Genomic DNA, 21,850 nt, shown 5'->3' on the forward strand with positions numbered 1-21,850 from the left:
CCGGCATATGCATTCGCGCCTCAATCCCGGGGTGCTATAAACGAACGGCACCATGAAAGTGCCACATGCAAATCGGCATACTTACATATTGAAATTAATATCACTCCCGGACCTGACATGACCTCAAGAAGCAAATTGCTGCTCGGCGCCGCATTCCTGGCGAGTTGGATGAGCGCGGCCTCGGCCCAGGACGCCGACCCGACGAACATGGTTCGCGGCGGCCTGCAGGCCATCCAATTGGTGGACCAGGGCAAGATCGGCGAACTCTGGGACGGCTCGGGCCCCGCCACCAAAAAGCGGGTGGCGCGTCCCGAGTTCGTTCGCCAGGTCGAGGCGTCGCGGTCGCCGCTCGGTGCCGCACAGCAGCGCACGTGGATTTCGGTCAATCGCCAAATGGTTGCAAACGAAGATCCCGATGTGGCCGGCCAATACATCAACGTCGAATACGAAACCCGCTTTGCCAACGCCAGCAACCGGGTGGTGCGCGAGATGACGAGCTTTCGCCTCGACTCCAGCGGCACGTGGCGCCTGAGCGGCTACGTGCTGCGTTAAGCCGCTCCCCCAAGCCGCTCCCTTCGATGCGCCGCGGTTCCGCGGCGCATCTGCCTGGCGAATGCCCCAAGCGGCAGGCGTTCGCAGCAGCAATCTCCCCTACCCCCTCCAGCGATCGCTGCACCGCCTCCTGAGCGCGGGCCGCAGCCATCGGCAGCAGCTCGCCGCCTTTCTGGCAGCGCCATCTCCCTCGGCCTCGGCCAACCCTCAGCACCGAAAACAGCTCGCGCCCGGCATTTCGTCGCCTGCGCCAATTCGGTGCGCATCAATTCAGTGCCGGCCAATTTGGGGCGCGCCGGTTCGGTGCGCTACCGCCATTGATGAATTGATATAAATTTTCAATCGAAAACTACTGAAATCCGTGGCAATAAAAATAACTTTTAAAAACTTTGTATTACTATTTGTATGGAATTATCAATAGGAATTTCCAAATAAAAGCATCCGAATATTATGTTATGCGATTTAATTAATAATAAATTCACATTACTATTCATAAGATCGGTCCAATAAAAATCCTTAATTGCGGCGATATGACAATGACGTGAATCCGCCACACGCCAGTTGCATTCCCCCGCAATCTCTTAAGATCCGCCAAAAAATGTTTCTGTTTAATTGCAGTTGATTAAATAGTTTTACAACTATTTCTAAAGTTTTATTGGCATGTGCCGTCCGGGGATTCCATTGGCCTTGGAGCAGGGCTTTTGGCGTCTTGAACAATCGAGGAGAAATGCATGAATAAGTCGTACCGCAGCATCTGGAACGAGGCGTTGGGCGCCTGGGTGGCCGCATCCGAAACCACCCGCGCGCGTGGCAAGCGAGGCGGCAGCCGGGTGGCCCTTGCCGCGGCGGCGAGCGTGCTCGGATTGCTATCGACCTCAGCGCAGGCGCAGTCGGTGAACTGCAATGTGTCGCCTTGGAATGCGTACAGCGGCACGGCGTCCTGCATGGGTCTCAACTCCTCGGCCGCGGGCATCGGAGCCACCGCGCTGGGCTCTCTCGCGGCTGCTGATGTGCTTGGTGCGCTCTCAGTGGGGTATGCCGCCCATACCACAGGACAGAATGCCATCGGCTTGGGTTTTGGGGCCTATGCCACAAGCATCAATTCGATCTATCTGGGCGCACGTACCGCCGCCGGTACCGGCGCCTTGGCTGCGGGTGCTATCGGGATCGGCACGGATGTGACCGCCAGCGCGGGCAATACCGTTGCCATCGGAACCCTGGCTCAATCCAGCGCGCTCAACGCCGCGGCGATCGGCATCAGAGCAAACGCCGCCGGACAGGCGGCAGTCGCCATGGGTCAGGATGCGAACGCGCAGTCTGCGAACAGCGTTGCCATTGGTTTGCAAGCCACCACGTCAGGTTCGACCGGTGCAGTCGCGATCGGCGCCCGCTCCAGCACGAGTGGTATCAACGCGACATCGATCGGGGTCGTCGCAAATGCCACGAACACCGATGCCCTCGCCGTCGGTACGAACTCGGCCGCAACCGGGCTGCGCAGCATCGCCGTTGGCGCCGAGGCATCTGCAAGCATGCAGGACGCCGTCGCGCAAGGAACTCAGGCTAGCGCGTCCGCAGTGAATGCCACCGCGATAGGACATCTGGCAACGGCAAGCGACGACGCAGCCACCGCCGTCGGCAACAGCGCCCGGGCCCTGGGGAACAGTTCCCTCGCGCTCGGTGCGCAAGCGGTCGCTGTCGGGACCAGCACTGTGGCGGTCGGCCAGGGCGCCGGCGCAGGCTCGACGGTCGCCAATACGGGTTCGACCGCCGTGGGCATTGCCGCCGGCACGCTGGTCAGCGGCGCGCAGAACACCGCCATGGGCGGAGGCATTGCGAGCGTGATGCGAGGCGCAGGTTCGGGTGTCACGGGAACGCGCAACGTCGCCTTCGGCTCGGGTGACGGCACGGTCGCCTACGACGCCAACCTGGACGCTTCGGCAGGCAGCTTGGTGAGCGGCAACGACAACATCGCCATCGGCACCAACGCAGGCATCGGCGTGGCGAGCAACGGAACCACGTCGATCGGCTTGAGCGCGAATGCGAGCGCGAACAATGCAATCGCCCTCGGTTCGCAGGCAAAGGCATCGGCAGCAAACACTCTCGCGCAAGGCACCCTCGCCACTGCAGGCGGCATCAACGCCATCGCCATCGGTACCCAGGCGATCGCATCGGCGGTCAATTCCATCAATCTTGGCGCGCGCACGGCTGCAGGAGCGGGTGCCCTGGCAGAGAGCGCCATCGCCATCGGCACGGACGTGACCGCCTCGCAAGATCGCGCTGTCGCCATGGGGATCGGAAGCCGGGCGACCGGCCTCGATGCACTGGCGGCCGGTACCCGGGCCAATGCGGCGGCCGACAACGCGACCGCGCTCGGCTCGGGCGGGACCACCGCCGCGACTGCCGTGCGCGCTACCGGCGTGGGTTCGCTCGCCATCGGCGGCAATGCCACCCTGGGTGCCTTTGCATCGGGCGCCAATGCCATCGCCATCGGCGGTGAATCCGTCGCCGATGCAGCTGATGCAGTCGCCATCGGCCGGGCCTCCCGGGCCACCGGCGGCCGCGCAGTCGCCATCGGCTCGGGCAACGTCGCCAGCGGCAACGGCGCCGTGGCAATCGGCGATCCCAACACCGCCACCGGCAACGGCGCGATTGCCTCGGGCCTGGACAACACCGCCACCGGCAATGGTTCGGTGGCGATGGGCAACACCAACATGGTGGGCGGCGGCGGCCAAGCGGTGAGCACCCCCGGCACGGCGGCGCAGGGCGCGGTCGGCATCGGCTACCAGAACACGGTGGTCGGCCAGGGCAGCGTGGCGATCGGCAGCACCAGCAGCGCGCTGGCCGCCGGCGCGGTGGCGTTCGGCGACACGGCGGTGGCCAACAACGCGGACGACGTGGCACTGGGCTCGGGCTCGACGACGAGCAAGGCCATCGGCACGGCCAGCGCCGTGATCGGCGGAACCACCTACAACTTCGCCGGCACCACGCCATTGAGCACGGTCAGCGTCGGCGCGCTGGGTGCCGAGCGCACCATTACCAACGTGGCGGCAGGGCGGATCTCCCAGACCTCGACCGACGCCATCAACGGCTCGCAGCTCTACGCCACCAACCAGGCCGTGCAGGCGATCGCGGCCAGCACACCCACCCACTACTACAGCGTGAACGACGGTGGCGTGCAGCAGGGGAACTACACCAACAACGGCGCGACCGGCGCCAATGCGCTGGCGGCTGGCGTGGGCACCCTGGCGGCGGGCACACAAGCCACGGCCGTTGGCCCGTTGGCAAGCGCCTCCGGAAAGTCCTCGATTGCGCTGGGACTCCAATCCGATTCGAGCAATGTCAGCACCATTGCCGTCGGCAACCGTGCCAACGCCTCAGGCTCCAACGCCACCGCGATCGGGTCGGTGTCCAATGCCTCCGGCGACAACGCCATTGCATTCGGATCGAGCACCATTGCGTCGGCGGCGAATGCCACTGCCGTGGGCAACCGGGCCAATGCAAGCGCTGCCAATGCGCTCGCGCTCGGCGTTGGCGCCACGGCCGCCCAGGCCGACGACGTGGCACTGGGCTCGGGCTCGGTGACGGCCGCGGCCGTCGGCACGGCCAGCACCGTGATCAACGGCACGACCTACAACTTCCAGGGCACCACGCCGACTTCGACGGTGAGTGTCGGCGCTCCGGGCGCCGAGCGCACCATCACCAACGTGGCGGCCGGCCGGATCTCCGGCACCTCGACCGACGCCATCAACGGCAGCCAGCTGTTCGCCACCAACTCGGCGATCGATGCCGTGGGCGTCACCGCCGGCAAGGGCTGGAACGTGACCACGGGCCAGACCGGCACCGGCACTGCGACGGGCACCAGCCTGCAGAACATCGCGCCGGGCGGCACCGCCACCTACACGGCGGGCAACAACATCGCCATCACGCAGAACGGCGCGGAAGTGCAGATCGCCACCAGCGCCACGCCCAGCTTCACCAGCGTGACCACCGGCGGCACGGTGCTGAACAACAACGGCCTCACGATCGCGGGCGGCCCGAGCGTGACGCTCACCGGCATCAACGCCGGCAACACGGTCATCACCAACGTGGCACCCGGCGTGGCGCCCACCGATGCGGTGAACGTGGACCAGCTGACCGACACGGTCGCGGCCAGCAAGACCAAGTACTACAGCGTGAACGACAACGGCGTGGCCGGGGGCAACATCAACAACGACGGCGCGCAGGGCATCAACTCCATTGCCGCAGGCGTGGGCGCCAGCACCACCACGGCAGCGACGGGCAGCGTGGCCATGGGCACCAACGCCGCGGTCAGCACGGTCAATGGCGTGGCGCTGGGCTCCGGTGCATCGGCGGGCGCCAATGCAGGCGACGTGGCGCTGGGCTCCGGCTCGACGACGAGCAAGGCCGTCGGCACGGCCAGCACCGTGATCAACGGCACGACCTACAAGTTCGAGGGCACGACGCCGGCGAGCACCGTGAGCGTGGGCAGCGCGGGCAACGAGCGCACGATCACCAACGTGGCAGCCGGGCGGATCTCCCAGACCTCGACCGATGCGATCAACGGCTCGCAGCTGTTCGCCACCAACGCCGCCATCGACGACGTGGCCACCACTGCCGGCAAGGGCTGGAACGTGACCACGGCGCAGACCGGCACCGGCACCGCCACGGGCACCAGCGTGCAGAACATCGCGCCGGGCGGCACCGCCACCTACACGGCGGGCAACAACATCGCCATCACCCAGAACGGCGCGGAGGTGCAGATCGCCACCAGTGCCACGCCCAATTTCACCAGCGTGACCACGGGCGGCACGGTGCTGAACAACAACGGCCTCACGATTGCGGGCGGTCCGAGCGTGACGATCAACGGCATCAACGCCGGCAACACGGTCATCACCAACGTGGCGCCCGGCGTGGCGCCCACCGATGCAGTGAACGTGAGCCAGCTGAACACGCAGGTGGAGGGGGCCAAGATCCGCTACTACAGCGTGAACGACAACGGCACCAAGCAGGGGAACTATGCGAACGACGGCGCCACGGGCATCAATGCCCTGGCAGCCGGCGTGAACGCCTCGGCGGCCGGTGCCAGCGGCGTGGCCATGGGCAACGGCTCGCGCGCCAGCGCCGCGGACACCGTGGCAATCGGCAGCGGCGCGACGGCCGATTCGGCCGAGGCCGTGGCCATCGGCAAGGGCGCGACGGCCACGGGCGGCAAGGCCATCTCGATCGGTTCGGGCAACACGGCCTATGGCGACGGCGCCGTGGTGATCGGCGACCCGAGCTATGCGAGCGGCACCGGTGCCTTCACCGGCGGCGCCAACAACATTGCCAACAGCGACGGCACGGCCACGGCCACCGCGGCCAACCAGGCCAACGGCGCGGTCGCCATCGGCAATGGCAACAAGGCGATCGGCCAGGGATCGGTGGCACTGGGCAATGGCTCCACCGCCGGTGCGGCCGGCAAGGCAGGCAGCGTGGCCATCGGCAATGCCGCGACGGCGGCTGCCAGTGCGGGCGACGTGGCCCTGGGCTCGGGCTCCGTGACCGCTGCTGCGGTGGGCACGGCCAACGCCGTGATCAACGGCACGACCTACAACTTCCAGGGCACCACGCCCGCGAGCACCGTGAGCGTGGGCAGCGTGGGCGCCGAGCGCACCATCACCAACGTGGCGGCCGGCCGGATCTCCGGCACCTCCACCGATGCGATCAACGGCTCGCAGCTGTTTGCCACCAACCAGTCGATCGAGGACCTGAGCACCACGGTCACCACCAACAAGACCAAGTACTACAGCGTCAACTCCACTGGCGGCACCAACGAGGACAACCTGGGCGCTACCGGAGCCGACGCCATCGCGTCGGGCAAGAACGCGGCGGCGGCCGGCACCTCGGCCGTGGCCATCGGCCTCGGGGCCACGGCGTCGGACGCCAACAGCGTGGCGCTGGGTTCGGGCTCCACCACGGCCGCGGCCGTCGGCACGGCCAGCGCGGTGATCGGCGGCACCACCTACAACTTTGCCGGTACCACGCCGGGCAGCACGGTGAGCGTGGGCAGCGTGGGCGCCGAGCGCACCATCACCAACGTGGCGGCGGGCCGGCTTTCCAACACCTCGACCGATGCCATCAACGGTTCGCAGCTCTTCGCCACCAACCAGCAGGTGACGGCGAACACCACGCAGATCACCAATCTGGGCAACACGATCGGCGACATCAACAACGGCGGGGGCATCAAGTATTTCCACGCCACCTCGACGCTGCCCGATTCGCAGGCGCTGGGCACCGACTCGGTCGCCATCGGCCCGAACGCGGTCGCCAACAACGCGAACGACGTGGCGCTGGGCGGCGGCTCCACCACGCTGGCGGCGGTGGGCACGGCCAGCACGGTGATCAACGGCACGACCTACAACTTCGCCGGCACCACGCCGGGGAGCACGGTGAGCGTGGGTGCGGCGGGCGCCGAGCGCACCATCACCAACGTGGCGGCGGGCCGGATCTCGGGTGGCTCGACCGATGCCATCAACGGCTCGCAGCTGTTCGCCACCAACCAGTCGATCGAGAACCTCAGCACCACGGTCACGGCCAACAAGATCAGGTACTACAGCGTCAACTCCACGGGCGGGGGCAACGAGGACAACCTGGGCGCGACGGGGGCCGACGCCATTGCTTCGGGCAAGGATGCGAGCGCAACGGTCGCCGGCGCGGTGGCCATCGGCTCGGGCGCCGTGTCCGACCGCTTCGTGGCACCCTCCACCGGCAGCATTCCGGCGGGCAGCTCGCTGATCAGCTACAACACCACCGACCGCGCGCTGCTGGGCGCCCTGTCGCTGGGCAGCGCCACCAGCTACCGCCAGATCACCAACGTGGCCGACGGCACGCAGGCGCAGGACGCGGTCACGGTGCGGCAGCTCGCGGGCGCGCTGACCTCCTTCGCGGTCACGCCGACGCTGTACTTCCATGCCAACTCGAACGCCGCGGACTCGCTGGCCATCGGCGCCGAGTCGGTGGCGGTGGGCCCGCAGACGGTGGTCAACGGCAACAACGGCATCGGCATCGGCAACGGCGCGGTGGTGCAGCAGACCGCGCCGGGCGGCGTGGCAATCGGCCAGGGCGCGACCTCGCACATGGCCGACTCCATTGCGCTGGGCACGCAGTCTTCGGCCGCGGCCGTGCAGGGCGTGGCGCTGGGCGCGGGCAGCAGCGTGACGCAGGCCGGCGGCGTGGCACTGGGCGCGGGCTCGGTGGCCTCCACCGCCGCGGGCGTGGCCGGCTACGTGCCGCCCACGGCCACCGAGGCGCAGCGCATCGCCATTGGCGCCACCACCAGCACGCTGGCGGCGGTGTCGGTGGGCGATGCGGCCAACGGGCAGTTCCGCCAGATCACCGGCGTGGCCGCGGGCTCGGCCGACAGCGATGCGGTCAACGTCTCGCAGCTGCGCGGCGTGCAGGGGCAGGTGGCGGTGATCGACCAGTCGACCGTCAAGTACGACACCAACCCCGACGGCTCCATCAACTACAACAGCGTGTCGATGGGCGGCAGCAACGCGACCGGGCCGGTCACGGTGCACAACGTGGCGCCCGGCGTCGCGGGCACGGATGCGGTCAACGTGAACCAGCTCAACAGCGGCATCGCGGGGGCCAACGCCTACACCGATGCGCGCGTCAACGCCCTGGGCGGCGAGATCCGCAGCATTGCCAAGGATGCGAGCGCAGGCGCGGCCGGCGCGATGGCCATGGCCACCATGCCGCAGGCCTACATCCCGGGCAAGAGCATGGTGTCCGCGGGCGTGGCGGGTTTCGACGGCCAGGCCGCCCTTGCCATCGGCGTGTCGAAGCTCTCGGACAACGGCCGGTGGGTCGTGAAGTTCAGCGGCTCGGCCAACACGCGCGGCAAGGTCGGCGTGGCGGCCGGTGCGGGCTTCCACTGGTAGGCCGGCGGCATCACAAAGAGGAACAACATCATGACAACGCACATCCATCGCTTCTCGGCCATTGCAGCGGGCGCCGCGGCACTGCTGCTGCTGCAGGGCTGCAGCTCCTATGTGAGCCGCGGCATCACCGACGACGGCAAGGCCACCGAAGTGATCTTCCCCAACATCGACAACGATGCATGGCTCAAGGAAGGCACCTTCCCCAACCTGGACAACCTGCGCGCCGTGGCACCCGGCGTCACCAAGGACCAGCTGTACGACCTGCTCGGCCGTCCGCATTTCCGCGAAGGCATGGCGGGCCCGCGCGAGTGGGACTACATCTTCCATTTCCGCAAGCCCGGCGGCGGCGTGACCACCTGCCAGTACAAGGCGATATTCGACAAGGACTACAAGGCGCAGACCTTCCACTGGCTGCCGGCCGGCTGCGCCGACGTGCTGGCGGTGCGCGCATTGCCGGCGGCCGAACGGCCGGCCGCCGCGAGCCCGGCGGCACCGCGGCGCACCACGCTGGGTGCCGATGGCCTGTTCCGCTTCGACGGCCGGTCGCTCGCCGACCTGCTGCCGGAGGGCCGCCGCAAGCTCGATGCGCTGGCCGGCGACATCAAGGCGGCGGATGCCGTCAAGGTGACGGGCTACACCGACCGGCTCGGCAGCCAGGCCTACAACAGCGCCCTCTCGCTGGCGCGCGCCAACACCGTGCGCGACTACCTGGTCCAGGCTGGCGTGCCGGCGCAGAAGATACAGGTGCAAGGCAAGGGCGAATCCGAGCCGAAGGTGCAGTGCACGCAAACGGCGCGCGCGGCCCTGATCGACTGCCTGGCACCCAACCGCCGCGTCGAGATCGAGGTCTTCGCGGAACGCTGAGCAGCAAGCACCGCGCGGGTTCGCGCCTCAGGCAAGCACGATCGCGATGGACACGATGGCCACCGCCCGAACAGCCGTGCCCCGCCTGAGCTTGCGAAGCCGGCCGTAGAACCAGCGGTCCAGGCGCCCGGCCATGCGCCGGGAGCGGCTTGCCGGACGCAGCCGCGCACCTCTCCTGTCGCGCATCGGCCACTCACCTTTTTGTGGGAGTGCTGCCCAGCACCCGGTCCCACACAATGAACTTGAAACGCCTCCAGCAGCGGCGGCGGACCCCGTCCATCTCCAACATTTGCGCGAACCGCAAGAGGCCGAACGCCAATTGTGTCTGATTGTGATTCGGAACACATCCGCGACTCGAAACCCGATGCCAAGCCGCATGTTGCTCCGTAGCATTCCCCTGAGGACCGCTCACGAGCGGATCCAAGAAATGGTTCAACGATTCAGGGGCATGCCAAATGCAGAGAAAGTGGTGTCACGCAGGCGATGCAGCGATCGCCCTGCCGCGAATGGAAAACAGGCTCTTCGGGCCGCGGTGGCGTGCGGCCCTGGCGCATTTGCTGCCCGCAAAACATCGCGCTGCCGCCGCTGCGGCGGCAGCGAGGGAGCGAAACCGCAGCGCCCTGCCTGCCAGGGTGTGCGCACTCTTCTTCATCGCCAATTTCGCGCAGCTGGTCGATGCCGATGGGCCGGAGGTTGCCGCCGACGTCAGCCGCGAGATCCGGCGCCGGATCCGCGCGAGCCTGCTGGCTTCGGCCGACACCGACCTGAGCTGCCTGCGCGACGACTGCTTCCTGCTGCGCACCAGCGCCGCCTGCACGGCCGGTTCCACGCCCGCGCAGCGCTCCGGCGGCGGGCAGCTCGAGGAACTGCTGGCGAAGCTCGGCAGCGAGCCGCTCAAGGTGCGCGGCATGACGGCACTGCCGCGGCTGCATGCGGACTGGATCGCAATGCGCGCGTCCAGGCGCCTGGGCGCGGCGGAGATCGAACTGGCCCTGTGGGCCGCGCAGGAGCGGCTCGCGCCGGATGTCGTGGTCGATTGCGTCGATCGCGTCTACGACGTGCATGTCGAGAGAAAAGCCGGAAGACTCTGGTTGCGGGGCCGCGCCCTGCACGAGGCCGAAGAACAAAACCGCATCGAGGCGCTGTTCCGGCTGCTTCAGGCGGACTGCAAATGAGGTGGCCGACATAACCTTCGCCATGTACCTCCATCCCCTCATTGCCAGCGTGCCGCCCGCCGACCGGGCCGCCCTGATCCGCAGCAGCGAACTGCGGTCCTACCGGCGCAACGAGACGGTGCTTCTCGCGGACACCTGGACCGACAGCATCTACTGCGTGGCCAGCGGCCTGCTGCGCGCCGTCGATCGGGATGTCACGACCGACTTCATCCGCAGGGGCGATTTCTTCCTCGGCCCTTCATTGGGCGAGGACCGCTACCAGACCACCTCGACCCTGGTTGCGGCCCTGCCCTCCTCGGTCTACCTGATGCCGATCGCCGCGATCCGCAGGCTGTGCTCGACCTACCCCGAGGTGACCATCGGCCTGCTCGAGGTCGCGATGAAACGCATCACCATGATCCGCGGCCAGCTGCGCCGGATCTCGTCGCTGTCGGCCGAGAACCTGGTCGGCCGCGTGCTCCACGAGCTGACCCAGCTGGCCCCTGCGGGCAGCGGCGGCTACGACAAGCGCATCACCCAGGCGGTCATCGCATCGTATTCGGGGCTCTCGCGCGAGGTGGTCAACAAGACCATGCGCGACCTGGAGAGCCGCGGCCTGGTCCGCCGCGACGAGAAAGGCATCCACATCCCGCCGAACTTCGCCTCGACGGACTTCGGCAGCCTGCTTCCGGATGCGCCCGCCGAGCAAGCCGAGGAAGCCCATCCCATGTTCGACCCCGAGCTGTTCACCATGCCGGAAGACACGGGCAACGCCGGACCGAAGCGGGATTGATCTGCCCGGCGCATCGCCAGCGGCCCCGATCAGGGCGCAGGCACCTGGGCCGCCTCGCTTCCACTCCTGAGAGACGTGACCGCGAAGCTGACCGCCCGCTTCGATGCCAGCTGCGATTTTCCGCAGCGGCTGCAGCAATAGAACCGCAGCCAGGGAAGGATCTTCATCCACCAATGCCGATGGATGCGCTCCAGGTGCGCGAGCCCGCATGAACAGTTGATGAAGGGACCGCCGTGATGCGGCTGGCGCTTGTGGTTCATGCGGGCCATCGTGCCGACGTGGCTTCGCATCGCGCGGCAGGCTGTGATCTTCTTCACCTGCCGCGGCAAAAAAACTCGAAGAGATGTTCCCGCCATGGCGGCGAGTTGATGCCCGTCAAGGATTGCGGCGGCACGGGCTATAGGCTGCGGTCGTCATGCAATCGACCCTGAGCTCCCCGCACAGTCCCGGCCTCCACGCCGGCGGCGAATTCCTGGCCGGCGATCTTTCGGCCGTGCACGAACTCACCTGCCGGCTGAAGGCCGCATCGCTTGCAGGCCGCGCCGGCGAGCGGCCGCTGGCGGGCAAGAACATCGCCCTGCTGCGCCAGCGGCCGGCCGATGCGGAAATGTCGGCGCTGCATCGCGCCGCACTGGACCTGGGCGCGCGGGTGGCCCATGTGCGGCTCGGTCCCCCGGTCGATCCGGGCGGCACCGAGTTCCGCCACCTCTCGCAGATGCTCGGCCGGCTGTACGACGCCATCGATTGCGCCTCCCTGACGCCTGCCGAAGTACGGCAGATCGAACAGCATGCGGGCGTGCCGGTCTATGACGACCTCGAAGGCATCGACCATCCCGCCTCGGTGCTGGCGGACCTGATGACGCTGCGCGAACACGGCTGCGCGGCCGATGTGCGGGCACGGACCGCCTGTCTCGGCGAGCATGCCGCCGAGCGCGCGCAGAACCATCGCTTCGTGCTGCAGGCCATGCTGCTTGCCTCGATGGCCGGCAGCTGAGCCCCGGCGCCCTCCGGGTATTCCTTCGCCGGTCCTTGCGCCACGTCAAGCCCGCGCAGCGGCACGGGCTCCACACTGGCCTCGCCATGAAGACCCCGACGACCATTGAACCCACCGGGCACATCACACTGGTGCTGCGCGACGCCTACCGGTTTGCCGTCGATTTCGGAACGCCCGGCGCGGCCGCGCTCCTGACCGACGTGAAGCCGCCGCTGGGAACGGGGGCCAACCCGGACTCGGAGCAGCTGCTGGTGGCCGCGGTGGCCAACTGCCTGTCGTCCAGCCTGCTGTTCTCGCTGCGCAAGTTCAGGAACGAGGCGGTCCCCATGCGCACCACGGCCGATGCCACGCTGTCGCGCAATGCCCAGGGCCGGCTGCGCGTGGCGGGCATCGAGGTCGCCATCCGGCTTGGGGTTGCGGCAGCGACGCTCAGGCAGCTCGACCGGGCCCTGGCCCAGTTCGAGGACTTCTGCGTCGTGACGCAAAGCGTGCGCGCCGCCATTCCGGTCGAGGTGCGCGTCTTCGACGACAGCGGTGCGTTGCTGACAACCTGAAAAGCGGGCCCCGGTCCCCGCGGGAGGTGCCCCATGACCCACGACAGCCTGACCATCATCCGCCACGAGCACCGCGCCCTGTCGGCCATGCTGCGCTCGATCACGCTGCTGCTGCGCGAGCACCGGCGGCACGGCACCCTGCCCGACTTCGACGCGCTGCAGGCCATGCTGTTCTACGTCGACGAGTTCCCGGAGAAACTGCACCATCCGAAGGAGAGCCTGCTGCTGTTTCCGAAGCTGCGCGGCCGCAGCGCGCAGACCGATGCGGTACTCGACCGGCTCGAGCGCGAGCATGCGCACGGCGAGTGCGCCATCCGCGAGCTCGAGCATGCGCTGCTGGGGTTCCGCACGATGAGCGGCACGGCCCAGTGCGAGATGCGGCGCGACAAGTTCGAGCAGCTGATGCGGCACTACGCCGACTTCTACCTGGCCCACATGCATGTCGAGGAAACGCAGATCCTGCCGCTCGCCGAATCGGTGCTGAGCGACGGCGAATGGGCCGAGCTCGATGCCGCCTTCCGCATGAACCGCGATCCGCTCGCGGGCCACGAGGCCGACGAAGCGTACAAGCCGCTGTTCCGCACGATCGTCGCCGCGCTCCACGCTGGCGGCAACGTCGGCTCGGTGCTCGAGGCATTCGCGGGCACCGCGCTTCCGGTGTACACGGGCGATGCCCCCGCCCCGCGGCGGCTGCGGCCTTGATGCCCGTCAAGGCGCGCGGCGCCGCCCCGCCCAACAATTCCTGCCTTCACCTCCGCAGGACTCCGCATGCAGCAAGAACGTGACGCCCTCATCGTCGGCGCCGGCCCGGCCGGGCTGGCGCTGGCCATTGCGCTCACCGACGCCGGCTTCACCGCCACCGTGTTCGACGCGCAGCCGCGCGAAGCGCTCGCCGCTCCCCCCGAGGATGGACGCGACATCGCGCTGACGCACGCCAGCGTGGCCACCTTGCGCACCCTGGGACTGTGGCAGCGCCTGCTGCCCGAAGAGATCGGCTGCATCCGCGAAGCACGCGTCGTCGATGGCGACCGGCAGGACGCGGCATTGAGCTTTGCGCCGCGCGGCCCCGGCGCCGAGCGCCTGGGCTGGATCGTGCCCAACCATGCGCTGCGCCGCGTCAGCTTTGCGGCCGCGGCGGAGCGCCCGGGGCTGCGCCTGATCGACCGCGCGCACGTGCTGCGCGTGGCCACCGAGCCCGGCCACGTGCAGCTGGACTTCGAAACCTCGCCGGGCCTGCCGCAGCAGCTGCAGGGCCGGCTGTTCGTCGCGGCCGACAGCCGCTTCTCGTGGTCGCGCAAGCAGCTCGGCATCGCGGCCGACATGCACGACTTCGGCCGCACCACGATCGTCTGCCGGATGCAGCACGAACTGCCGCATCACGACGTGGCCTACGAGTGCTTCGGCTACGAGCGCACGCTTGCCGTGCTGCCCGCCGTCGGCCATGTCTCGTCGGTCGTGGTGACCGCCGACGCCGCGGCCGCCGAACGGCTGATGCAACTGTCCGAAAGCGAATTCGCGATGCTGGTCGAGCGCCAGTTCCGCAGCCGCCTGGGCCGGATGCAGCTGCTGGGCGAGCGCTTTCCCTATCCGCTCGTCGCCGCCTATGCCCGGCGTTTCGTGGGCCAGCGCAGCGCGCTCGTGGGAGACGCGGCCGTCGGCATGCATCCGGTCACGGCGCATGGCTACAACCTCGGCCTGCAGAGCGTCGCGTCGCTGGTCCATGCGCTTTGCGCCGCCCGCGCGGCCGGCCGTGACATCGGCAATGCCGCGGTGCTGGCGGGCTACGAGCGCGCGCACCGGCGGGATGCCGCGCCCGTCTATCACGGCACCAACGCCGTGGCGAAACTCTATGCCAGCACGGGCGTGCCGCAGCGGCTGGCGCGGCAGCTGCTCCTTCGCGGCGCGCAGCATCTACCGCCGCTGAAGGCGGCGATCACCGCGCGCCTCACGGGACGCGGCGGACTGCAACTTCCCGGCGCCGCGGTCTAGGCGCGCAGCGACGCTCCCCCGGGCCGGCCCGCCGCTCGCGCAGATGGCGCGCCAGCGGCGCATCCATCGTCCGGCCATGCGCTTCATGCCGGGCCCTCAACTGACGCGCCATCTCCCGCAGCTGCGCTTGATGCCGCTCAACGATCGGCACGCAAGCACCACCGCTTGATGTGGATCAAGCCGCCCGCAATGCCCCCTTCCTAAGCTCCGGTCAGCCTTTCAGGAGACCCACCGTGCAGCAGCGCGCCACCGCAACCAGCCCCCCACTCTCGCCGCCATCGGCCACCCAGGCCGTGCCCGCCAAGGCCTGGCGCGTGCTCGCGGTGAGCACGCTGGCGTTCACCGTCTGCTTCATGGTCTGGATGATGTTGGGCGTGATCGGCATCCCGATCCGCAAGGCGCTCGACCTCAACGCGACCGAGTTCGGCCTGCTCACGGCCATGCCGGTGCTCACGGGCTCGCTGGTGCGCGTGCCGCTGGGCATCTGGACCGACCGCTTCGGCGGCCGCATCGTCATGACGCTGCTGATGGCCGCCACCGTGCCCGCCATCTGGCTGATGTCCTACGCCACGCAGTACTGGCACTTCATCGTGTTGGGCATGTTCGTTGGGCTCGCGGGCGGTGCCTTCTCGGTCGGCACGCCGTACGTGGCGCGCTGGTTTCCGCGCGGGCGGCAAGGCTTTGCGATGGGCATCTACGGCGCCGGCAATTCGGGCGCGGCCGTCAACAAGTTCGTGGCGCCCGCCATCGTGGTGGCCGTCGGCTGGGCCGTGGTGCCGCAGGTGTACGCGGCGATCATGCTCGGTGCCACGGTCCTGTTCTGGCTGCTGAGTGCGAGCGACCCCGCGCACCTGGTGGGCCGCAGCGCCGGCTTCGCCGAGCAGCTGGGCACGCTCAAGGACCCGCGTGTGCTGCGCTACTGCCAGTACTACAGCATCGTGTTCGGCGGCTATGTCGCCATCTCGCTGTGGATGGTGCAGTACTACGTCGGCGAATACGGGCTCGACATCCGCGTCGCCGCGCTGCTGGCCGCCTGCTTCTCGCTGCCGGGCGGCGTGCTGCGCGCCGCGGGCGGCTGGCTGTCGGACCGGTACGGCGCGCACAGCGTCACCTGGTGGGTGATGTGGGTGTGCTGGATCTGCCTGTTCCTGCTGAGTTATCCGCAGACCGATCTCACGCTGGTCACGGTGAACGGCCCGCGCACCTTCCACATCGGGCTGAACGTCTACAGCTTCACCGCGCTGATGTTCGTGCTCGGCATCGCGATGGCCTTCGGCAAGGCCAGCGTCTTCAAGTACATCAGCGACGACTACCCCGCCAACATCGGCGCGATCAGCGGCATCGTCGGCCTGGCCGGCGGCCTCGGCGGCTTCGTGCTGCCCGTGATGTTCGGCGCGCTGATGGACCTCACCGGCATCCGCTCGAGCGCCTTCATGCTGATGTACGGCGTGGTGTGGGTCTCCCTCGTCTGGATGTACTGGACCGAAGTGCGCGGCACCCAAGTGATGGGCGGCGTACGCCATTCGAAACTCAACCTGGAAGCCAAATCATGAGCACCCGCACCATCGCCGTTCCCCCGGGCACGGCCGGCGGCCGCGCCGACATCGCCGACTGGCGCCCCGAGGACGAGCAGTTCTGGGAAAGCACCGGCCGGCACATCGCATGGCGCAACCTGTGGCTGTCGGTGCCCGCCCTGCTGTGCGCCTTCGCGGTGTGGGGCATGTGGGGAATCATCACCGTGCAGATGAACAACCTGGGCTTTCCCTTCACTCAGGCCGAGCTGTTCACGCTCACCGCCATCGCCGGCTTGGCCGGTGCCACCATGCGCATTCCGGCCGCGTTCCTGATCCGCCTGGCGGGCGGGCGCAACACCATCTTCCTGACCACGGCAATGCTGCTGGCGCCGGCCATCGGCACCGGCATCGCGCTGCAGCACAAGGAGTGGCCGCTGTGGGTGTTCCAGCTCATGGCGCTGTGGTCGGGCGTGGGGGGCGGCAACTTCGCCAGCTCGATGTCCAACATCAGCACCTTCTTTCCCAAGCGCCTGCAGGGCACCGCGCTGGGCCTGAACGCGGGCATCGGCAACTTCGGCGTCACGACCATGCAGATCGTCATCCCGCTGGTGATGACCGTGGGCCTCTTGGGCAGCATCGGCGGCGAGCCGATGACGCTGCTCAAGGACAGCGGCTGGATCATGGGCAAGATCACCGCCGGCACGCCCACCTGGATCCAGAACGCGGGCTTCGCCTGGGTGCTGTCGCTGGTGCCGCTGTCGATCCTGTGCTGGTTCGGCATGAACAACCTGCGCACCGTCTCGCCCGACACCGGCGGCCCGGTCCAGGCCTTCCTGAAGATCACCTGGCTGTACACGCTGTCGTTCGCCCCGGCGATCGCGGGCCTGTACCTGTACCTGCCGGCGCCCACGGGCCTGGGCCTGCTCAACATGTGGGTGGCCATGCCGCTGATCATCGTGGCCACGCTGTTCACCATGAAGCTCGCCGCGTTCGGCACGATGAAGGAGAACATCGCCAAGCAGTTCGAGATCTTCCGCGACAGGCACACGTGGTCGATGACTGCGCTGTACATCGTGACCTTCGGCTCCTTCATCGGCTTCTCGATGGCGCTGCCGCTGTCGATCGCGGTGATCTTCGGCATCAGCCACGTGCCCGACGCGGCCGGCGTGCTGCAGCACACGCTGAAGAACCCGAACGCGCCCTCGGCCTTCACCTACGCGTGGATCGGCCCCTTCGTCGGCGCGCTGATCCGCCCGGTGGGCGGCTGGATCTCGGACAAGGTGGGCGGCTCGATCGTCACGCAGGCGATCTCCGCGGTGATGGTGGTGGCCTCGGCCGCCGTGGGCTACGTGATGCTGCTGGCCTACGGCTCGCCGCAGCCGGAGCAGTATTTCCTGCCCTTCATGCTGCTGTTCGTGCTGCTGTTCGCGGCCAGCGGCATCGGCAACGGCTCCACCTTCCGCACCATCGGCGTGATCTTCGACCGCGCCAAGGCCGGCCCGGTGCTGGGCTGGACCTCGGCCATTGCCGGCTACGGCGCTTTCATCGCGCCCGTGGTCATCGGCGCCCAGATCAAGGCCGGCACGCCGCAGCACGCGATGTACGGCTTTGCCGTGTTCTATGCCCTGTGCCTCGTTCTCAACTGGTGGTTCTACCTGCGCCGCGGCGCCTATGTGAAGAACCCCTGAGCCAGCCAATCGAATTCGTATGAAAGACCCACGATGAGCCACTTTCTCGACCGCCTGACCTATTTCGCGCAGCCGCGCGAATCCTTCGCCGACGGCCATGGCCAGGTCACCGGCGAAGACCGCACCTGGGAGGACGCCTACCGCACGCGCTGGGCGCACGACAAGATCGTGCGCAGCACGCACGGCGTGAACTGCACGGGCTCCTGCTCGTGGAAGATCTACGTCAAGGGCGGCATCGTCACCTGGGAAACCCAGCAGACCGACTATCCGCGCACCCGCTGGGACATGCCCAACCACGAACCGCGCGGTTGCGCCCGCGGCGCCAGCTACAGCTGGTACCTGTACAGCGCCAACCGCGTCAAGTACCCGATGGTGCGCGGCGCGCTGCTCAAGGCATGGCGCGAAGCGCGCAAGACGCTCGCGCCCGTCGAGGCCTGGGCCTCCATCGTGCAGGACGAGGCCACGCGCCGCAGCTACCAGAGCGTGCGCGGCCTCGGCGGCTTCGCGCGCTCGGGCTGGGACGAGGTCAACGAGATCGTCGCGGCCAGCAACATCCACACCATCCGCCGCCACGGGCCGGATCGCATCATCGGCTTCTCGCCGATCCCCGCCATGTCGATGGTGAGCTACGCCGCGGGCAGCCGCTACCTGAGCCTGATCGGCGGCGTGTGCATGAGCTTCTACGACTGGTACTGCGACCTGCCGCCGGCCAGCCCGCAGGTGTGGGGCGAGCAGACCGACGTGCCGGAATCGGCCGACTGGTACAACTCGAGCTACATCATCGCCTGGGGCTCCAACGTGCCGCAGACGCGCACGCCGGACGCGCACTTCTTCACCGAGGTCCGCTACAAGGGCGCCAAGACGGTCGCCATCACGCCCGACTACTCCGAGGTCGCCAAGCTGTCTGACCTGTGGATGCATCCCAAGCAGGGCACCGACGCCGCGGTCGCGATGGCCATGGGCCACGTGATCCTCAAGGAGTTCTACTTCGACCGGCGCAGCGCCTACTTCGACGACTACGCGCGCCGCTACACCGACCTGCCGATGCTGGTGATGCTCAAGCCGCACACCTTGCCCTCGGGCGAACAAGTGATGGTGCCCGACCGCTATCTGCGGGCCTCTGACTTCGACGACCGCCTCGGGCAGCCGAACAACCCCGAATGGAAGACCGTCGCGCTGGCCGAGGACGGCCGCGTGGTGGTGCCGCAAGGCGCCATCGGTTTTCGCTGGGGCGCGGACGGCCGCGCCGATGCCGGGCAGTGGAACCTCGAAGCCAAGGAGGCGGAGCACGGCGCAGAGGTGAAGCTCACGCTGTCGCTGCTCGACGATGCGGCCGCGGCGATCCAGCCGGCGCAGATCGGATTCCCCTACTTCGGCGGCATCGAGAGCGAGCACTTCCCGAACAATGCGCAAAGCGACGTGCTGGTGCGCACGGTGCCGGTGCGGCTCGTCGCGCTCGGCGCGGAAGGCCAGACCGCGCTGGTCGCCACCGTGTTCGACCTGCAGGCCGCCAACTACGGCCTGGCGCGCGGCCTGCCGGGCGAGATGGCGGCCGCCGGCTACGACGACGACACGCCTTACACCCCAGCCTGGCAGGAAAAGATCACCGGCGTGCCGCGCGACCAGGTCATCACCGTGGCGCGCGAGTTCGCGGCCAATGCCGAGAAGACGCAGGGCAAGTCGATGGTGATCATCGGCGCGGCCATGAACCACTGGTACCACAGCGACATGAACTACCGCGGCGTCATCAACATCCTGATGATGTGCGGCTGCATCGGCCAGAGCGGGGGCGGCTGGGCCCATTACGTGGGCCAGGAAAAGCTGCGCCCGCAGACCGGCTGGACGCCGCTGGCCTTCGCGCTCGACTGGATCCGCCCGCCGCGGCAGATGAACTCCACGAGCTTCTTCTACGCGCACACCGACCAGTGGCGCTACGAGAAGCTCGGCATGGAGGAAGTGCTGTCCCCGCTGGCCGACAAGGCCGCGTTCGCCGGCACGATGATCGACTACAACGTGCGCGCCGAGCGCATGGGCTGGCTGCCGTCGGCGCCGCAGCTGCAGACCAATCCGCTGCAGGTGGCCCGCGACGCGCAGGCCGCCGGCATCGACGGCGCGGCCTACACGGCGAAGGCATTGAAGGACGGCACGCTGCGCATGAGCTGCGAAGACCCCGACCACCCCTCGAACTGGCCGCGCAACATGTTCGTGTGGCGCTCCAACATCCTGGGCTCCTCGGGCAAGGGGCACGAGTACTTCCTCAAGCACCTGCTGGGCACCACGCACGGCGTGCAGGGCAAGGACCTCGGGCCGGACGACGCCAAGCCGACCGAAGTGGTCTGGCACGACAAGGCGCCCGAGGGCAAGCTCGACCTGCTGGTGACGCTCGACTTCCGCATGAGCACGACCTGCCTCTACTCGGACATCGTGCTGCCAACCGCCACCTGGTACGAGAAGAACGACCTCAACACCAGCGACATGCACCCCTTCATCCATCCGCTGTCGACGGCCGTCGACCCGGCCTGGCAGGCGCGCAGCGACTGGGAGATCTACAAGGGCTTCGCGCGCACCTTCAGCGCCATGTGCCCGGGCTATCTCGGCGTGGAAAAGGAAGTGGTGCTCACGCCGCTGATGCACGACTCGCCCGCCGAACTGGCGCAGCCCTTCGGCGTGGCCGACTGGAAGCGCGGCGAGTGCGAGCTGATCCCCGGCAAGACCGCGCCGCAGATCGCCGTGGTCGAGCGCGATTATCCGAACCTCTACAAGCGCTTCACCGCGCTGGGCCCGCTGCTCAAGAAGATCGGCAACGGTGGCAAGGGCATCGGCTGGAACACGGAAGTGGAAGTGGACGAACTCGGCAACCTCAACGGCCGCGTCTCCGATGCCGGCGCCACGCAGGGCATGCCGAGCATCGACACCGACATCGACGCCTGCGAGGTGGTGTTGCAGCTGGCGCCCGAAACCAACGGCCACGTGGCCGTGAAGGCGTGGAAGGCCCTGGGCAAGCAGACCGGGCGCGACCACACGCACCTGGCGATCTACCGCGAGGACGAGAAGATCCGCTTCCGCGACATCCAGGCGCAGCCGCGCAAGATCATCTCCTCGCCCACCTGGAGCGGCATCGAGAGCGAGAAGGTCTCCTACAACGCGGGCTACACCAACGTCCACGAGCTGATCCCATGGCGCACCCTGACCGGCCGCCAGCAGTTCTACCTGGACCATCCGTGGATGCGTGCCTTCGGCGAAAGCCTGGCGGTGTACCGCCCGCCGGTCGACCTGAAGACCACGAAGGACATCCACAACATCCGCAGCAACGGCAACAAGGAGATCCAGCTCAACTTCATCACGCCGCACCAGAAGTGGGGCATCCACTCCACGTACACCGACAACCTGCTGATGCTCACGCTCAACCGCGGCGGGCCGGTGGTGTGGCTGTCGGAGGACGACGCGAAGAGCGCTGGCATCGTCGACAACGACTGGGTCGAGCTGTTCAACATCAACGGCGCCATTGCGGCGCGCGCGGTGGTGAGCCAGCGCGTCAATCCGGGCATGGTGATGATGTACCACGCGCAGGAGAAGATCATCAACACGCCCGGCTCCGAGATCACCGGCACGCGCGGCGGCATCCACAACTCGGTGACCCGCATCGTGCTGAAGCCCACGCACATGATCGGCGGCTACGCCCAGCTGAGCTACGGCTTCAACTACTACGGAACCATCGGCACCAACCGCGATGAATTCGTGGTGGTGCGCAAGATGAACAAGGTCGACTGGCTCGACGCGCCCGCGGACGTGGCCACCGTGCCTGCCGCGACCGCGGCCTGAACGA

Annotated in this window: 14 protein-coding genes; 12 read left to right on the forward strand and 2 right to left on the reverse strand. The window is 67.9% G+C overall.

Going from position 1 to position 21,850, the window contains the following annotated elements; genetic code table 11:
* Positions 1-117: 117 nt before the first annotated feature.
* From VPA02S_RS16810 to VPA02S_RS16820, 3 genes are all read left to right on the forward strand, one after another.
* The gene (locus VPA02S_RS16810) at positions 118-552 is read left to right on the forward strand and encodes a DUF4019 domain-containing protein (RefSeq protein WP_062364846.1); all 435 of its coding nucleotides are present in this window, start codon (positions 118-120) and stop codon (positions 550-552) included.
* Between the two features lie 731 nt (positions 553-1,283).
* Entirely contained in the window at positions 1,284-8,474 is a 7,191-nt protein-coding gene (locus VPA02S_RS16815; protein ID WP_062364847.1) for an ESPR-type extended signal peptide-containing protein, read from the forward strand.
* Between the two features lie 30 nt (positions 8,475-8,504).
* Complete coding sequence (locus VPA02S_RS16820) at positions 8,505-9,338, forward strand: OmpA family protein (RefSeq protein WP_018906052.1); 834 nt, start codon at positions 8,505-8,507, stop codon at positions 9,336-9,338.
* 27 nt (positions 9,339-9,365) lie between these two features.
* Here VPA02S_RS16820 and VPA02S_RS31745 read toward each other — a convergent pair whose 3' ends face one another.
* Entirely contained in the window at positions 9,366-9,524 is a 159-nt protein-coding gene (locus tag VPA02S_RS31745; RefSeq protein WP_155736586.1) for a hypothetical protein, read from the reverse strand.
* 446 nt (positions 9,525-9,970) lie between these two features.
* Between VPA02S_RS31745 and VPA02S_RS16825 the strand changes: the two genes are divergently transcribed.
* Together VPA02S_RS16825 and VPA02S_RS16830 are read left to right on the forward strand one after the other, a co-directional pair.
* Positions 9,971-10,513: a hypothetical protein gene (locus VPA02S_RS16825; RefSeq protein ID WP_081247564.1), complete on the forward strand. Its 543-nt coding sequence runs from the start codon at positions 9,971-9,973 to the stop codon at positions 10,511-10,513.
* 22 nt (positions 10,514-10,535) lie between these two features.
* A complete protein-coding gene (locus VPA02S_RS16830) occupies positions 10,536-11,285 on the forward strand; it encodes a Crp/Fnr family transcriptional regulator (RefSeq protein WP_018906049.1) in 750 nt (249 codons plus the stop codon).
* A 29-nt stretch (positions 11,286-11,314) separates the two neighbouring features.
* Here the strand turns inward: VPA02S_RS16830 and VPA02S_RS16835 are convergent, their stop codons facing one another.
* A complete protein-coding gene (locus VPA02S_RS16835; protein ID WP_155736587.1) occupies positions 11,315-11,545 on the reverse strand; it encodes a hypothetical protein in 231 nt (76 codons plus the stop codon).
* Positions 11,546-11,700: 155 nt separating this feature from the next.
* On the opposite strand from VPA02S_RS16835, the gene VPA02S_RS16840 reads away from it, so the two are divergent.
* From VPA02S_RS16840 to VPA02S_RS16870, 7 genes are all read left to right on the forward strand, one after another.
* Positions 11,701-12,279 carry a Rossmann-fold NAD(P)-binding domain-containing protein gene (locus tag VPA02S_RS16840; RefSeq protein ID WP_062364850.1) on the forward strand — a complete coding sequence of 193 codons (579 nt, stop codon included), beginning with the start codon at positions 11,701-11,703 and terminating at the stop codon, positions 12,277-12,279.
* 86 nt (positions 12,280-12,365) lie between these two features.
* Positions 12,366-12,833, forward strand: coding sequence for an OsmC family protein (locus VPA02S_RS16845; protein WP_062364851.1), 468 nt, complete (start codon positions 12,366-12,368; stop codon positions 12,831-12,833).
* Positions 12,834-12,866: 33 nt separating this feature from the next.
* Positions 12,867-13,535 (forward strand): hemerythrin domain-containing protein, encoded by a 669-nt coding sequence (locus tag VPA02S_RS16850; protein WP_062364852.1) that lies wholly within the window; start codon positions 12,867-12,869, stop codon positions 13,533-13,535.
* A gap of 66 nt (positions 13,536-13,601) precedes the next feature.
* Complete coding sequence (ubiM, locus tag VPA02S_RS16855; protein WP_062364853.1) at positions 13,602-14,822, forward strand: 5-demethoxyubiquinol-8 5-hydroxylase UbiM; 1,221 nt, start codon at positions 13,602-13,604, stop codon at positions 14,820-14,822.
* A gap of 293 nt (positions 14,823-15,115) precedes the next feature.
* Positions 15,116-16,375 (forward strand): MFS transporter, encoded by a 1,260-nt coding sequence (locus VPA02S_RS16860; RefSeq protein ID WP_062365383.1) that lies wholly within the window; start codon positions 15,116-15,118, stop codon positions 16,373-16,375.
* On the forward strand, positions 16,372-18,024 hold the full coding sequence (locus VPA02S_RS16865; RefSeq protein WP_062364854.1) for an MFS transporter: 1,653 nt from the start codon (positions 16,372-16,374) through the stop codon (positions 18,022-18,024). Before VPA02S_RS16860 ends, VPA02S_RS16865 begins: the two co-directional genes overlap by 4 nt.
* Positions 18,025-18,057: 33 nt before the next feature.
* Positions 18,058-21,846, forward strand: a complete 3,789-nt coding sequence (locus VPA02S_RS16870; RefSeq protein ID WP_062364855.1) for a nitrate reductase subunit alpha — start codon at positions 18,058-18,060, stop codon at positions 21,844-21,846.
* Positions 21,847-21,850: the final 4 nt, after the last annotated feature.

Origin of the sequence: Variovorax paradoxus NBRC 15149 (assembly GCF_001591365.1) — a bacterium.
Lineage (GTDB): Bacteria > Pseudomonadota > Gammaproteobacteria > Burkholderiales > Burkholderiaceae_C > Variovorax > Variovorax paradoxus.

Bases quoted from the DNA above. Each gene is read 5' to 3' on its own strand.
- VPA02S_RS16810 (WP_062364846.1), top strand. From the start codon at position 118: ATGACCTCAAGAAGCAAATTGCTGCTCGGCGCCGCATTCCTGGCGAGT.
- VPA02S_RS16815 (WP_062364847.1), top strand. From the start codon at position 1,284: ATGAATAAGTCGTACCGCAGCATCTGGAACGAGGCGTTGGGCGCCTGG.
- VPA02S_RS16820 (WP_018906052.1), top strand. From the start codon at position 8,505: ATGACAACGCACATCCATCGCTTCTCGGCCATTGCAGCGGGCGCCGCG.
- VPA02S_RS31745 (WP_155736586.1), bottom strand. From the start codon at position 9,524: ATGCGCGACAGGAGAGGTGCGCGGCTGCGTCCGGCAAGCCGCTCCCGG.
- VPA02S_RS16830 (WP_018906049.1), top strand. From the start codon at position 10,536: ATGTACCTCCATCCCCTCATTGCCAGCGTGCCGCCCGCCGACCGGGCC.
- VPA02S_RS16835 (WP_155736587.1), bottom strand. From the start codon at position 11,545: ATGAACCACAAGCGCCAGCCGCATCACGGCGGTCCCTTCATCAACTGT.
- VPA02S_RS16840 (WP_062364850.1), top strand. From the start codon at position 11,701: ATGCAATCGACCCTGAGCTCCCCGCACAGTCCCGGCCTCCACGCCGGC.
- VPA02S_RS16845 (WP_062364851.1), top strand. From the start codon at position 12,366: ATGAAGACCCCGACGACCATTGAACCCACCGGGCACATCACACTGGTG.
- VPA02S_RS16850 (WP_062364852.1), top strand. From the start codon at position 12,867: ATGACCCACGACAGCCTGACCATCATCCGCCACGAGCACCGCGCCCTG.
- ubiM (WP_062364853.1), top strand. From the start codon at position 13,602: ATGCAGCAAGAACGTGACGCCCTCATCGTCGGCGCCGGCCCGGCCGGG.
- VPA02S_RS16865 (WP_062364854.1), top strand. From the start codon at position 16,372: ATGAGCACCCGCACCATCGCCGTTCCCCCGGGCACGGCCGGCGGCCGC.
- VPA02S_RS16870 (WP_062364855.1), top strand. From the start codon at position 18,058: ATGAGCCACTTTCTCGACCGCCTGACCTATTTCGCGCAGCCGCGCGAA.